This is a genomic window from Klenkia sp. AC732, from assembly GCF_979256525.1.
This window is the reverse complement of sequence record NZ_CEEDOS010000038.1, coordinates 16,555-29,238: the sequence shown is the minus strand read 5'-3', so window position 1 is coordinate 29,238 and position 12,684 is coordinate 16,555. Positions and strand designations below refer to the sequence as shown.

The 12,684-nt window shown below is 73.5% G+C and carries 14 protein-coding genes; 5 read left to right on the top strand and 9 right to left on the bottom strand.

Features of this window, described 5'->3' with window-relative positions:
* Nucleotides 1-49: 49 nt before the first annotated feature.
* Both AC0IVP_RS16935 and AC0IVP_RS16930 read right to left on the bottom strand, forming a co-directional pair.
* Complete coding sequence (locus tag AC0IVP_RS16935; protein WP_471758033.1) at nt 50-697, bottom strand: response regulator; 648 nt, start codon at nt 695-697, stop codon at nt 50-52.
* Nucleotides 694-1,887 (bottom strand): sensor histidine kinase, encoded by a 1,194-nt coding sequence (locus AC0IVP_RS16930; RefSeq protein WP_471758031.1) that lies wholly within the window; start codon nt 1,885-1,887, stop codon nt 694-696. Before AC0IVP_RS16930 ends, AC0IVP_RS16935 begins: the two co-directional genes overlap by 4 nt.
* A 130-nt stretch (nt 1,888-2,017) precedes the next feature.
* Between AC0IVP_RS16930 and AC0IVP_RS16925 the strand changes: the two genes are divergently transcribed.
* The gene (locus AC0IVP_RS16925; protein WP_471758029.1) at nt 2,018-2,680 is read left to right on the top strand and encodes a class I SAM-dependent methyltransferase; all 663 of its coding nucleotides are present in this window, start codon (nt 2,018-2,020) and stop codon (nt 2,678-2,680) included.
* A gap of 302 nt (nt 2,681-2,982) precedes the next feature.
* Here AC0IVP_RS16925 and AC0IVP_RS16920 read toward each other — a convergent pair whose 3' ends face one another.
* The 7 genes from AC0IVP_RS16920 to AC0IVP_RS16890 all read right to left on the bottom strand — a co-directional run bounded on the left by AC0IVP_RS16920 (nt 2,983) and on the right by AC0IVP_RS16890 (nt 7,073).
* The gene (locus AC0IVP_RS16920; protein ID WP_471758027.1) at nt 2,983-3,357 is read right to left on the bottom strand and encodes a hypothetical protein; all 375 of its coding nucleotides are present in this window, start codon (nt 3,355-3,357) and stop codon (nt 2,983-2,985) included.
* A gap of 543 nt (nt 3,358-3,900) precedes the next feature.
* Nucleotides 3,901-4,089, bottom strand: coding sequence for a hypothetical protein (locus AC0IVP_RS16915; protein WP_471758025.1), 189 nt, complete (start codon nt 4,087-4,089; stop codon nt 3,901-3,903).
* Between the two features lie 75 nt (nt 4,090-4,164).
* Complete coding sequence (locus tag AC0IVP_RS16910) at nt 4,165-4,272, bottom strand: barstar family protein (protein WP_471758023.1); 108 nt, start codon at nt 4,270-4,272, stop codon at nt 4,165-4,167.
* A gap of 62 nt (nt 4,273-4,334) precedes the next feature.
* Complete coding sequence (locus tag AC0IVP_RS16905; RefSeq protein WP_471758021.1) at nt 4,335-5,219, bottom strand: helix-turn-helix transcriptional regulator; 885 nt, start codon at nt 5,217-5,219, stop codon at nt 4,335-4,337.
* 168 nt (nt 5,220-5,387) lie between these two features.
* Complete coding sequence (locus AC0IVP_RS16900) at nt 5,388-5,909, bottom strand: DUF4232 domain-containing protein (RefSeq protein WP_471758019.1); 522 nt, start codon at nt 5,907-5,909, stop codon at nt 5,388-5,390.
* A gap of 218 nt (nt 5,910-6,127) precedes the next feature.
* Nucleotides 6,128-6,661 carry a hypothetical protein gene (locus tag AC0IVP_RS16895; RefSeq protein ID WP_471758017.1) on the bottom strand — a complete coding sequence of 178 codons (534 nt, stop codon included), beginning with the start codon at nt 6,659-6,661 and terminating at the stop codon, nt 6,128-6,130.
* A gap of 145 nt (nt 6,662-6,806) precedes the next feature.
* Nucleotides 6,807-7,073, bottom strand: a complete 267-nt coding sequence (locus AC0IVP_RS16890; RefSeq protein ID WP_200938865.1) for a GlsB/YeaQ/YmgE family stress response membrane protein — start codon at nt 7,071-7,073, stop codon at nt 6,807-6,809.
* A gap of 166 nt (nt 7,074-7,239) precedes the next feature.
* On the opposite strand from AC0IVP_RS16890, the gene AC0IVP_RS16885 reads away from it, so the two are divergent.
* The 4 genes from AC0IVP_RS16885 to AC0IVP_RS16870 all read left to right on the top strand — a co-directional run bounded on the left by AC0IVP_RS16885 (nt 7,240) and on the right by AC0IVP_RS16870 (nt 12,661).
* Nucleotides 7,240-8,925, top strand: coding sequence for an AMP-binding protein (locus AC0IVP_RS16885; protein ID WP_471758015.1), 1,686 nt, complete (start codon nt 7,240-7,242; stop codon nt 8,923-8,925).
* 176 nt (nt 8,926-9,101) lie between these two features.
* Entirely contained in the window at nt 9,102-11,312 is a 2,211-nt protein-coding gene (locus tag AC0IVP_RS16880) for a putative bifunctional diguanylate cyclase/phosphodiesterase (RefSeq protein WP_471758013.1), read from the top strand.
* A gap of 102 nt (nt 11,313-11,414) precedes the next feature.
* Nucleotides 11,415-12,017: an RNA polymerase sigma factor gene (locus AC0IVP_RS16875; RefSeq protein ID WP_056296545.1), complete on the top strand. Its 603-nt coding sequence runs from the start codon at nt 11,415-11,417 to the stop codon at nt 12,015-12,017.
* Nucleotides 12,008-12,661, top strand: coding sequence for an Asp23/Gls24 family envelope stress response protein (locus AC0IVP_RS16870; protein ID WP_157519409.1), 654 nt, complete (start codon nt 12,008-12,010; stop codon nt 12,659-12,661). The genes AC0IVP_RS16875 and AC0IVP_RS16870 overlap by 10 nt, the downstream gene beginning before the upstream one ends.
* Nucleotides 12,662-12,684: the final 23 nt, after the last annotated feature.

The window sequence follows — 12,684 nt, the reverse complement described above, 5'->3', positions numbered from 1 at the left end:
CCTCAGCGTGGGTCGTCGTGACCGTGGTCCCTGCGGCTGTCCTACCGGTTCACACCAGTTCTGCGTCACGGGCCAACAAGGCTGCCTGCACTCGGTTGGTGACCTCGAGGGCGGTGAGGACACGGCTGACGTGGGCCTTCACCGTGCTCTCCTGCATCCGGAGCGCCGTTGCGATCTCAACATTGGTGCGGCCCGTGGCGACCAGGGTGAGCACGTCAGTCTCCCGTGGGGTGAGCGTGGCCAGTCGTGTCCGAGCGGCTGCAGCGCGCGGGCGCTGGACTGCGTGGTGGCGATCGATGAGCCGTCGGGCTGCCGCAGGGTGCAGCATCGCCGAACCCTCAGCGACGAGATGGATCGCCCGGACGATGTCCGTGGGGTCGGTGTCCTTGAGGAGAAAGCCGTCGGCCCCGGCGGTGAGGGCGTCGTAGACGTGCTCGTCGAGGTCGAAGGTGGTCAGGACGACGACCCGCGGGGGAGTGGGCAGCGCACGCAGGCGGGCAGTGGCAACGATGCCGTCCATCCGCGGCATCCGGATGTCGACGAGCGCCACGTCCACGTGCGTGGCGATGGCAGCCTCGATGGCCTGTACCCCATCGGCTGCCTGAGCAACGACCTCGATGCCGGGCTGGCCGTCGATCAGATCGGTCAGGCCGAGTCTGACCAACGCGTCGTCGTCGACGACCAAGACCCTGATCACGTCTGCTCCCGCCGCGTCGGGGGGTGGGGGTCGGCCCGGTGGGGGAGTGAGGCCATGAGCTGCCACGCCCCGTCGACGACGGGGCCGACTCTCAGTGTCCCCCCGAGGGCCCCCACGCGTTCGGCCACCCCCACGAGCCCGAAACCCGAGCGTATGGGCGGCAGACCCAACCCGCCGGCAGGGGTCGTCGCATTCGTGACGGTCAGACACGTGAGGGTCCGCGTGTGGCTGACCTGCACGGAGACCGGGGCGCCGGGGGCGTGCTTGCGGGCGTTGGTCAGGGCCTCCCGGGCGATCCGGTGAACCGCGAGGCGGTGAGTGGTCGGCGTGGCAGCGGGGTCGCCGTCCACGGAGAGGATGACGTCCTGACCGGCTCGGCGCGCTTCAGCGACCAGGTGGTCCAGCTCAGGCACGGCGGGCGTGAGCCCGGCGCGCTCGCGATCAGGACTGTCGTGCCGCAGAGCTCCCAGGACGTCGCGCAGGTCGGACAGGGCCTCCACCGACGTGTTGCGGAGCAAGCCGAGCCGTTCCACCACCGCAGGGGGAAGGGCGTCTGCGCGGGTGAGGAGAACGCCGGTGTGCAGCGCCAGCAGGCTGAGTCGATGAGCCAGGACGTCGTGCATCTCGGCGGCGATGCGGGCCCGCTCGGCGGATCGGGCAGCGTCCTCCTGCATGGTCGCCTGCAGACGCAGCGAATCGACCTGTGCGGCCAAGGCCTGGACGAGCCGGCGGCGGTTGCCCACCCACAGACCGGCGATCATCGCGAGAGCAGGCAGCCCCACCGCGCTGACCCACCACCCGTCCCGCCAGATGGTGGTCGCGGGCCAGCCCAGCACGTTCCCGGCCGCGGCCGCGACGATGCAGGTCGCGGCGGCGCCGAGTCGTCGATGAGAAGCCAGGTCGTACACGGAGATGCTCAACAGCCAGACGATCGGCCATCCCCAGCCGGCCGCCGCCACGGTCACGAGCACGGGCGGGAGGGTGTGCACGACGGGGGCGGGCAGACCGGACGTCGCCCGATGGACCAGCAGGGAGCATGCGCAGATCAAGGCAGTCGCTGTCATGGGCCACACCGCGGCACCGGCGTTGACGACGACCCCAGCGGCCGCAGCACCGACCACGAGCACGCGACCCACCACTGCTACCCCTGACACCCGTTCCTGGACAGACAGCAGCAACCGGATGTCCACGGGACCATCCTGCGCCAACCCCCGCCGAGGGCCCCCCCACGAACGCCTTCCTTCACCCCCTCCTTTCGTGGGGGTGGGGGATCCCCAGAAGGACGATGCCCTCAGCGTCTGAGGCCGAGACGCTGGCCCCATGACGTGGCAATTCCTCCGCGAGACCATCTGTGACCACCACACCACCGGGGCGGTGGTCCCCAGCAGTCGAGCCCTGGCAGAGACTCTCCTGGAGCCACTGCACGCTGCCCCCAGTGGACCGTGGAGGGTCCTGGAGGTCGGGGCCGGGACGGGGCCAGTGACGCGTGTTCTGGCCGACACCCTGCCGGCCGGCAGCGACCTGGACGTAGTGGAAGTCAATCCCCGCTTTGCCGGTACGGTCCGCCAGTTGCTCAGTGAGCATCCTCGCCTCGACTCTCTGGGTCGGGTCACGGTGTACCCGGTCGCGATCCAGGATCTGGACAGCGACGGCGACTACGACCTCATCGTCTCGAGCCTCCCGCTGACCAACTTCGACCCCGCCCAGGTCGACGAGATCATGTGCCGGTACCTGCAGCTGCTCTCCCCTGGCGGGTCGCTGACCTGGTTCGGCTATCTCGGCACCCGCCGAGCCCGATCGCTGTTCGCCGGCCGGGCGCAGCGGCAACGACACTGCGAGGTCGAGGTGGTGCTGGCCCACCACCTGATGAGCCACGGCCACCGCCGCTCCACCGTGTGGACCAACCTGCCCCCGGCCCACGTGTGGCAGTTGGTCAAGGCGAGGAACAACTCCCTGTGCACTCATCGGATGGTCACCTCGTGAGGCTCCCGGCATGACCGCCAGCCTCGGGCAAGCCCTGCCATCACTCATCGATCTCCTCACGTCCACCGTTCTCGTCGGCGCTGTACTCCTCGTGGGCGTCGCCGGGCAAGCGGCCAAGAGCGGGCCCTGGAAGCGTCTGGCCGGCCGAGGTCGGAGAAGAGGGAGGCGGTCGGCGGGCGGGTGACCCGCTGCGCGAGAAGGTGCTCCGGCGGGCAATGCCCTGCCCGTGCGACGCGTGTCGTGGCGAACGCTCGTGTGGTGCTGGACGGACGTCGAAGTAGCGTGATCCACGGCCTGTCTCGTCAGGGGCGCAGTGCCGCCAGTGTCAGCCGCGCGTAGCGGCGCCAGGCGGTGGGGTCGTCTATGCCCATGTTCAGGAGGGCTTGAGCGGAACCGGTGATCAGCACGGCGATGTCCTGCACGGCGGCGTCGTCGCGGAGAGTCCGCTGTTGCCGCCCCACGGCCAGGATCTGGTCGAGTGCGCCGAACACGGCGTCTGTGTCGAGCCCCTTGGTCCTGCTCATCACCTCGACCATCAGTCGATCAGTGACGAGGCGCTCCATGATCGCCTCCAGCATGTCGCCGAGAGCGCAGTACGCGTCGGCATCGGCCTCGTCCGCAGCCTGGAGAAAACGGTTCTTGATCCAGTCGAAGTGGTCTTGGGCGAGGGCTCGCACCAGATCGGCCTTGGTGGGGTAGCTGGGGCCTTCGCATGGGCTACTTCACCGAGTCACCCAACGGTCTGGCGAACGACTACGCCTTACACCTGGCGGTGAGCACGGACGGCCTGGCTGACCGTGCTGCGATGCCCAGCACGGCGGCACGGTCGTCGCCGGCCTTGGCCAGGGCGGCCGGGAAGTAGACGTGCAGTTCCCGGTCGGGGCCCTGTCCCTGTGATGACCGAGGTGCGCAAGTCCGGGGCGGCCCGGGTAGGCGACATCGTCGACAACCAGGCCGACGGGATCACCCGCGCCCGCGAGATCCTCCAGAACGCCGCCGGCGTGAGCTCCGGGTGCGCGGACGCGACGGCACGATCCGCAAGCAGGACACCATCGAGCCGGGCAACGACCCGCGCTCGTCGAAGGGCTGACCCACTCCCTCTGTCGCGCGGTGAGCCTCGAGCTCTGGGATCGGGCTCGACCCAGACGCGGCGGACCTGTGGTGGGGACGCATCGGTGAGGTGGTGGCGGTCCGGGTGGGTGCCACCACCTCACCGAGGCTCACAGGTCAGCGGTGGGACGGGCACTCCTGCGATGCCGGCCGGCCAGCCACAGGGCCAGGCCGTAGGGGACGGCGACGATGAGGCCGAGGAGCCACCACGGGCCGTCGAACACGAAGCTCAGGGCGGCGATGATCAGCAGGCCCACGATGCCGACCACGTTCTGGGCAGTGCTCGGGTGCCTGGTCACGCTCGACAGTTTCCACCCGCGGCGACGGGGGTGAGCTCGTTCTCGGTGACCATGTCCCACACGACACCCAGCTGCCTACAGGGGCCCCACGAGGTCGTCGGTGCAGTCGTCGAAGGCGTCCCAGTTGGCCCCGTGGTGCCGAGAGAAGGTGAACGCCGGTGCCAGCTCCACGAGGGAGCTCATCGCGCGGCCGGCCAGGTCGACTCGCCTGAACGGGGGCGGCTGCGCTGGCCTGCCGCCCGCCCTCAGGGCAGCAGCCCCGCCGCCCGCGCCCGGACGACGGCCTCGTGCCGGGTGTGCGCGTCCAGCTTCCCCATCGCCGAGCCGAGGTAGCTCTTCACGGTCTCGGGCCGGATGCTCAGCCGGCGGGCGGTCTCGGCGTTGGAGCAGCCCAGCGCGACCTGGGCCAGCACGTCGGTCTCGCGGGCGCTGAGCTGCACGGTGCTCCGCGGGGGCGAGCCGAGGGCGGCGAGCCGGGAGCAGGCGGCGTGCACGCGATCACGGAGGGCGTCGTCGGTGAGGTCCTGGGCGATCAGCCGCAGGTCCGAGTGCACGGCGCGCACCTCCTCCAGGCGGGCGGCGTCGGCACCGTCGGACCGTGCGGTCACGGCGACGGCCTGCAGCATCTCGACCCGGCGGTCCACCTCGTCGCGCACCGCGAGCTCGGCGGCCATCCGGCCGGCGGCGCGGGTGAGCGAGTCGCGCACCCGGTCCCCGACCGACCCGCGCTCCCGGCTGGCCGCGTAGACCACCGCCCGCGGCCGGCCCTGCACCAGCACCGGCGTGGCGACGACGGTGCACAACCCCTCGGCCAGCACCGGCACGTCGTAGTCGTGGGTGATGCCGCGCGCCACGCCGTAGTCCTCGACGCCTGCGGGCCGGCCCTCGGCCAGTACCCGACCGCCGAGCCCGGCGCCGGCGTGCACCGCCAGCCCGCGCAGCGACGCCGTCCGGGTGCCCAGCAGCTCGCTGATCACCACCGCGTCCCGCACCCCGGACGCCGCGACCTGACCGCGGGAGATCGCGACCTGCCCGCCGAAGGCGATGGCCATCCCCGAGCTGCCCACCACGTCGCGCAGCACGGCGCGCAGCGCGTCCCGGTCGTGCGGCCGCGTGCTGTCGGGGTGCACCCCGGCGTCCGTCCCGTGTGTGGCGCTGGACCGCACCGGCACCCCTCTCCGCCCGCCGACGTCGTCGTCGGCACCAGCAGTGACCACGGTCACTGGACCACGCGTGGTCCCGGCGGGTCAACGCCGGGCGGCACCGGGTGCCACGTCGGTGCAACCCCGCCCGCCCGTTCAGGCGGCCACGTAGGCGGTCTGCTGGATCTCCCCGCCCCCGCACACCGGGCCGCCGGGCCAGGTCACCGACAGCGCGTCGGTCTCGTCCGGCGGGATGACGGTCAGCCGGCCCGGCTGCGGCTCGCAGTCGCCGGTGGTCGGCTCGGAGCCCGAGGCGACGTCGCTCCAGTACAGCGTCGAGGACACCGCGTCCCCGGGCTGCAGGGTCACCGTCCGCGGTGCGGGGCTCGCCACCCGGTCCTGCACCGTCGAGGCGGCGGCCCCGTCCTGGGCGATGAGCCCCAGGCCGCCGTAGCCGTAGACCGTGCAGACCTCGCCGCCGGTGTCGGTCAGCGTCAGCGTCGCGCCGGTGTGGCCGGCGCCCGAGTCGCCCGGGGTCAGGCGGCCGGTGAGCTCGCTGGTGTGGCAGCGGTCCGGCCCGCCGGCGGTCGTCGGGTCCGCGCCGCTGGGCTCGGGGGCGGCGGTGGGAGCGGGTGCCGTGGCCGGGCCGGTCGTGCCCGTCGCCGCAGGGGTGGCCACCGACGAGCTGGTGGGACTCGCCGCGGGTCCCGTCCTGTCACCCCCGGAGGAGCAGGCGCTGAGGAGCAGACCACCGGTCACCAGCAGGGGCACAGCCAGGCGGGTCGGGATCGTCGTCGACATGACCCACATGTTGCACCGCGCAACTGTGTGGTCGCCCGGTCCGGGTCCAGGCCCGGCGGACGGGGCAGGTGGGCCCCGTCCGCCGGCTGCGGGTCTCAGGCGCGGGTGCCGCTCAACACCTCGGAGGGCCGCTGCTGCTCCCCGGCGTAGCTGCGGACCACGACCAGGGCGCCGGTCAGGGCGGGCACCACCCACTGCAGCCGGTCCAGCTGCAGCTGGGCCGCGGCCGCGTCGGACCGGGTCTTCTTGCTGGGCTTGGTGCCCGCGCGGCCGGGGGCGCCGGCGGCCGACACCTTCTGGCCCAGCAGCCGGCTGTAGCCGGTGACGCCGAGCGCGGCGGCGGTGAGCAGCGTCTTGGCGGTGGACATGCCGGCCACGCCCTGCTGGTTCGCCACCCGGCCCTTGTTCCCGGCCAGCTGGCCGATGCTGCCGACCAGGTGGGCACCGATGGCGAGTGCGTTGACCGGGGTCCAGCGGTCCCAGCCGGCGTTGGCGACGTCGCCGGTGGCCTGGTCACCCCCGGCCTCGGAGGCGGCGGCGTTGAGGGCGACCGCGTTGGCGAGGGTGCCGCCGAACCAGGCGGCGAGGCCGACGTCGTGCAGGGAGCGGGAGAGGGTGTTGCGGGCCACGGGGACCTCCGGGGGTGTCGCGGACGGGGTGAGACCGCCGCCTACCCGCCGTCCCCGAGGCGTAACGAGACCATCCCGGCCGGACCCGGGCAGACGACGGGCCCGGACACCAGCACGTGTCCGGGCCCGTCGGGCTGGGGGTGGGTCAGTGACGCACGGAGCGCTTGCCGGTGACGCTCTCGGCGACGCCGATCAGCAGCACGGCGGCCACGATGGCGACGATCGCGCCCAGGATGTTCAGCTCGGTGAACCGGCCGGTGCCCAGCAGGGTGGCGACGACGCCGCCGATCAGCGAACCGACGACGCCCAGGCCCAGGGTGGCCAGGATCGAGAGGTTCTGCTTGCCGGGCTTGATGAGGCGGGCCACGGCGCCGACGACGAGTCCGAAGACGAGGAATCCGATGATCCCCATGGGGTGGTGCTCCTGTCGTGAGGCGGCGGCCGGGAGTGCGGCCGCGCGGGTGGACCCTCTCTACCCGGGCCGGGGCGCAGGCAACCGTCCGGCACGTCCGGGGGTGGTGGCGCTCCCCACGACGGGTGACGATCGCGTCCCGACCGCCCCCAGGAGGACACCGCCGATGAGCGTCACCGACGTCTACCGCGCCGCCCGCGACCAGCTGCTGGGCCTGCGGGGCGAGCACGAGCGGGCGGTCGCGGAGTTCTCCTGGCCGGACCTGGGTGACCGCTTCAACTGGGCGCACGACTGGTTCGACACCTACGCCCGGGGCAACGAGCGGGTCGCACTGTGGATCGTGGAGGAGGACGGCAGCGAGGCCCGGTTCTCCTTCGCCGAGGTGGTCCGCCGCTCGGACCAGGTGGCCCGCTGGTTCTCCTCGGTCGGCATCGGCCGGGGCGACCGGGTGGTGCTGATGATGGGCAACCAGGTCGAGCTGTGGGAGTCGATGCTGGCGGTGATGAAGATCGGCGCGGTCATCATGCCGACGACCACCGCGCTGGGCCCGGCGGACCTGGCGGACCGGATCGAGCGGGGCGGGGCCGCACACGTGGTGGCCAACGCCGCCGACGTGGCGAAGTTCGAGCGCGTCGACGGCGACTACACCCGCATCGCGGTCGGAGGGGACGCCGCGGGCTGGCTGTCCTACGCCGACGCGGCCGACGCCGACGACGCCCCGGTCGAGCACCCGGGCACCGCGCCGGGGGACCCGCTGCTCCTGTACTTCACCTCCGGGACGACGTCGCGGCCCAAGCTGGTCGAGCACACCCAGGTCTCCTACCCGGTCGGGCACCTGTCCACGGTGTACTGGCTGGGCCTGCAGCCCGGCGACGTGCACCTCAACATCTCCTCGCCCGGCTGGGCCAAGCACGCCTGGTCCTGCTTCTTCGCCCCCTGGATCGCCGAGTCCACGGTGTTCCTCTACAACTACGCCCGCTTCGACGCGGCGGGACTGCTGGACCGCATCCGGTCGGCCGGCATCACCACGTTCTGCGCCCCGCCCACGGTGTGGCGGATGCTCATCCAGGCCGACCTGTCCGGCGGGCCGGGCTCGCTGCGCGAGGTCATCGCAGCCGGGGAGCCGCTGAACCCCGAGGTGATCTCCCAGGTGCAGCAGGCGTGGGGGCTGACCCTGCGCGACGGGTTCGGGCAGACCGAGATGACCGCCGTCGTCGGCAACACGCCGGGCTCCGACGTCACCCCGGGGTCGATGGGCCGGCCGTTGCCGGGTTGCCCGGTGGTGCTGGTCGACCCGGTCACCGGCGAGGTCGGCGACGACGGCGAGATCTGCCTGGACCTCTCGGCGCACCCGCTCCCGCTGATGACCGGGTACGCCGGGGACCCGGTGCGCAACGCCGAGGCGATGGCCGGCGGCTGGTACCACACCGGGGACGTCGCGACCCGGGACGCCCGCGGCTACATCACCTACGTCGGGCGCACGGACGACGTCTTCAAGGCCAGCGACTACAAGATCAGCCCGTTCGAGCTGGAGAGCGTGCTGATCGAGCACCCGGCCGTCGCCGAGGCCGCGGTGGTCCCGGCCCCGGACGCGGTGCGGGCCGCCGTCCCCAAGGCGTACGTGGCGCTGGCGGCGGGGCACGAGCCGACGGCGGAGACCGCGAGGTCGATCCTGGCCCACGCCCGGGCGAACCTGGCCCCCTACCTCCGGGTCCGCAAGATCGAGTTCGCCGAGCTGCCCAAGACCGTGTCGGGCAAGATCCGCCGGGTCGAGCTGCGGCAACGCGAGGAGGCCGGCGCCGGCGGGAGCCGGGAGTTCAGCGACACCGACTTCCCGGACCTGCGCGGCTGAGACCGTTCCACGTGGAACCGGTGGGAGCGTTCCGGCACCGGACCTGATCCGGAACACACCGGAACGCATCCGTCTCACCCGGCCGGGGCATCCCGTCCGCGCCGGGGTGCAGTCCGCCGGCCGACCGCCCGATGTCCTCCGCGACGGCGCCACCGGTGCGCCCAGCGGAGGGCAGCATGAGCAGGTCGGTCGACGAGAGCGCACCCCGCGCCTCCAGGGTGCGCGTCGTGCTCACCCTGCTGGGCACCCTGACGGTGATCGGCGTGGAGTTCCTGCTCCTCTTCGGCGTCTACGTCCGGTCCAGCCCGGTCGCCGACCAGCGTGAGGTCGTCTCCCGGGTCGCCGGGGAGCTGTCGATGGCCACCCCCACGGACACCGCCGCGCTGTCCCGCTCGCTGCAGGACGCCGCCGCGCAGCTGCGCGACCTCGGTGCGTCCCCGGAGCAGGCGGCGAGCCTCACCTCCGCCGCCACCTCCCTGGCGCTCGGCGTGGACTCCCCCGTCGCCGCGCGGGATGCCGTCGCCGAGCTGTCCACCGAGCTGGCGGACCGGGCCGCGGTCCTCGACGTCCAGGCCGGGCTGATCTACGCCGGCATGCTCGTGGTCGCCTCCGTGGGCTGGATGGCCTGGTTCCGCCGGCTGGTCTCCCGGCACCGCCGGCTGCAGGCCGAGGTCACCGAGCAGCAGGCCCTCGCCGTCAGCGAGAGCCGGCTCGCCAGCCTGGTCCGCCGCAGCTCCGACGTCATCGTGGTGCTCGGCACCGACGCGCGGGTCACCTACGCCAGCGGCTCCGCCGCCCGGCTCTTCGACGCCGAGGTCGAGTCCCTGGTCGGCTCCACCGTGCACGGCCGGGTGCACCCGGCCGACGTCGAACCACTCGTCGCGCTGCTGGACGCCCGCCCCGAGGGCGACTCCGACGTGGGCTTCCGCCTGCAGCGCCCCGACGGGCGGGTCGTGCACGTCGAGGGCGTGTTCAGCAACCTGCTCGACGACCCCGCCGTCGCCGGGCTGGTGCTCACCGTCCGTGACGTCACCACCCGCGTCGAGCTGGAGACCCAGCTGACCCACCAGGCCCTGCACGACCCGCTCACCGGGTTGTCCAACCGCCGGCTGTTCGGCGACCGGCTCGAGCACGCGCTGCGCCGCCGCGGACAGCAGGCCGCCGGGCTGTCCCTGGTGTTCATCGACCTGGACGACTTCAAGGACGTCAACGACCGGCTCGGCCACGACGTCGGGGACCAGCTGCTCACCGAGGTGGGCACCCGGCTGCGCACCGTGGCCCGCGAGGGCGACACCGTGGCCCGGCTGGGGGGCGACGAGTTCGCCCTGCTGCTGGAGGGCTCCGACGTCGAGGAGGCCCGCGCCGTGGCGGCCCGGGTGCACGAGTGGCTGTCCCGGCCGGTGCTGGTGGAGGGTCACTCGCTCACCGTCAGCGCCAGCATCGGGCTGGCCGAGGTGCCCGCCGAGGGGATCACCGGTGCGGACCTGCTGCGCAACGCCGACGTCGCCATGTACATGGCCAAGGACGGCGGCAAGCACGGCACCGCCGTCTACGAGCCCTCCCTGCACTCGGCCGCCCTGGACCGGCTGCAGCTGCGCGCGGACCTCGAGCGGGCCCTGGAGGCCGGCGAGCTGGTGCTGCACTACCAGCCGACCATGGACCTGCACGTGCCCGACCACGGCCGGCCCACCGTGCACGGCTTCGAGGCGCTGGTCCGCTGGCAGCACCCGGTCCGCGGGCTCCTCGCCCCGTACCACTTCGTGCCGCTGGCCGAGGAGTCCGGCCTGATCGTCCCGCTGGGCACCTGGGTCCTGCAGGAGGCCTGCCGCGCCGCGGTGTCCCTCCAGCAGCCCGGTCGGCCGCACGTGGCCATGTCGGTCAACGTCGCCGTCGCGCAGCTCACCGCGCCCGGCTTCGTCGACCTGGTCCGCGCCGCCCTGGCCGAGAGCGGTCTGTCACCGCGGCTGCTGGTCCTGGAGATCACCGAGACCGCCGTCCTGGCCGGGATGGACGTCGTCGCCCCGCAGCTGTCCCGGCTGCGCGAGCTCGGCATCCGGATCGCCATCGACGACTTCGGCACCGGCTACAGCTCGCTGTCCTACCTGCGGGACCTGCCGGTCGACGTCCTCAAGGTGGACAAGTCCTTCGTGGACCACGTCGTCTCCTCCGAGCAGGGTGCCTCGCTCGCCGAGGCGATCATCTCGATGGGCCGTTCGCTGCGGCTGACCACCGTCGCCGAGGGCGTCGAGGACGAGGGGCAGGCGGCCTGGCTGACCTCGGCGGGTGCGACCTTCGGGCAGGGCTACCTGTGGTCCCGTCCCGTGCCGCTGGTCCAGGCGGCCGCGCTGCTGCAGTCCGGCGCGAAGGTCGCCGTCCCCAGCTCCTGACCGACGCCCCCGGCCGCGGGGGTTGGCAGGGGTCGCATCGGGGCAGGTGCAGGGCGTGTCGGGCGTCCGGGCGGGTGTGCTCGAGCGGACCGGTCCGTGCTGATGACGGCACCGCCCCCCGACACCGGCCCCGCCGTCCCGGCGGACCTGGACGCGGTCTTCACCGACGGCCGGCACCTGGACGACGAGTACCTGGTGCGGCGCGCGCAGCAGGGGTCCACGGCGGCCTTCGAGGTGCTGGTGTCCCGGCACCAGGAGCAGGTGTTCCGGGTCGCGCACCGGCTGATCGGCGAGCGCGCCGCCGCCGAGGACGTCGCCCAGGACGCGCTCGTGTCGGCCTGGCGGGCGCTGCCCGGCTTCCGTGGCGATTCCGCGTTCGGCACCTGGCTGCACCGGATCACCACCAACGCCGCCCGCCAGCTGCTCACCCGCCGACGCCCCACCGCGCCCCTGGACGGCGACGAGCCGGTCCCCGAGCGGGATCTCCCGGAGGAGCGGGTGGTGGCCGCGGCGCGCACGGAGGCGCTGCGTGCCGCGGTGCGGGCACTGCCGTTCGACCAGCGGGCCGCGCTGGTGCTCGTCCAGTTCGAGGGGTTGTCCTACGAGGAGGCGGCCCGCACCCTGGAGGTGCCCGAGCCGACGCTGCGCGGCCGGGTCGCGCGGGCCCGCCGGGCCCTGTTGCAGAGCATGCGGGGGTGGCAGTGACGACCCCGGGGAGCAGTGCGCGCCCGTCCGAGGGCGTGCTGCCGTGCGGCGTGGAGCTCGACGCGCTGGTGGCCCAGGTCGCCGACGGGCGGCGGCCTGAGGACCCCGCGCACCAGCGGGTCTGCCCGCACTGCCGGGCGGCCCTGGCCGACCTGCGCGAGCTGGACGACGAGCTGCGCGGGCTGGCCGCCGAGCCCGCACCGCCCCCCACGGGGCTGGGCGACCGGGTGATGGAGCGCGTCGGGGTGATGGCCACCCACGGCTGGCACGCCGTCGTGCCCGAGCGGGACGGCACCACCCGGATCGCCGCCTGGGTCGTCGCCCTGGTCGCCCGCCGCGCCGCGCTGACCGTGGACGGCGTCGGGGACGTCCGCGGGCAGGCCACCCCGCCCCCGGCGGCGGTCGCCGCGGTCCGGGCCGAGTACGCCGACGCGGGCCCCACCCCGGCGCAGCGGGCCGGCGCGATGGGCATCGGCGTCGCCGGCCGGAAGGTCGTCGTCACCGTGCAGCTCACCGCCCGGCCCGGGGTGCCGCTGCCCGGGCTGGCCGGGGCGGTCCGGCGCGCGGTGGTCACCGGGGTGCGCGAGCTGACCGCGCTGGACGTGGTCGAGGTCGACGTGCACGTCACCGACCTGGCTGAGTGACGCAGGTCACCTGGACGGGCCGT

What these genes read in the sequence shown, in the direction of transcription:
- AC0IVP_RS16885 (WP_471758015.1), top strand. Translation starts at nt 7,240, where the DNA reads ATGAGCGTCACCGACGTCTACCGCGCCGCCCGCGACCAGCTGCTGGGC.
- AC0IVP_RS16925 (WP_471758029.1), top strand. Translation starts at nt 2,018, where the DNA reads ATGACGTGGCAATTCCTCCGCGAGACCATCTGTGACCACCACACCACC.
- AC0IVP_RS16880 (WP_471758013.1), top strand. Translation starts at nt 9,102, where the DNA reads ATGAGCAGGTCGGTCGACGAGAGCGCACCCCGCGCCTCCAGGGTGCGC.
- AC0IVP_RS16890 (WP_200938865.1), bottom strand. Translation starts at nt 7,073, where the DNA reads ATGGGGATCATCGGATTCCTCGTCTTCGGACTCGTCGTCGGCGCCGTG.
- AC0IVP_RS16875 (WP_056296545.1), top strand. Translation starts at nt 11,415, where the DNA reads ATGACGGCACCGCCCCCCGACACCGGCCCCGCCGTCCCGGCGGACCTG.
- AC0IVP_RS16910 (WP_471758023.1), bottom strand. Translation starts at nt 4,272, where the DNA reads ATGAGCTCCCTCGTGGAGCTGGCACCGGCGTTCACCTTCTCTCGGCAC.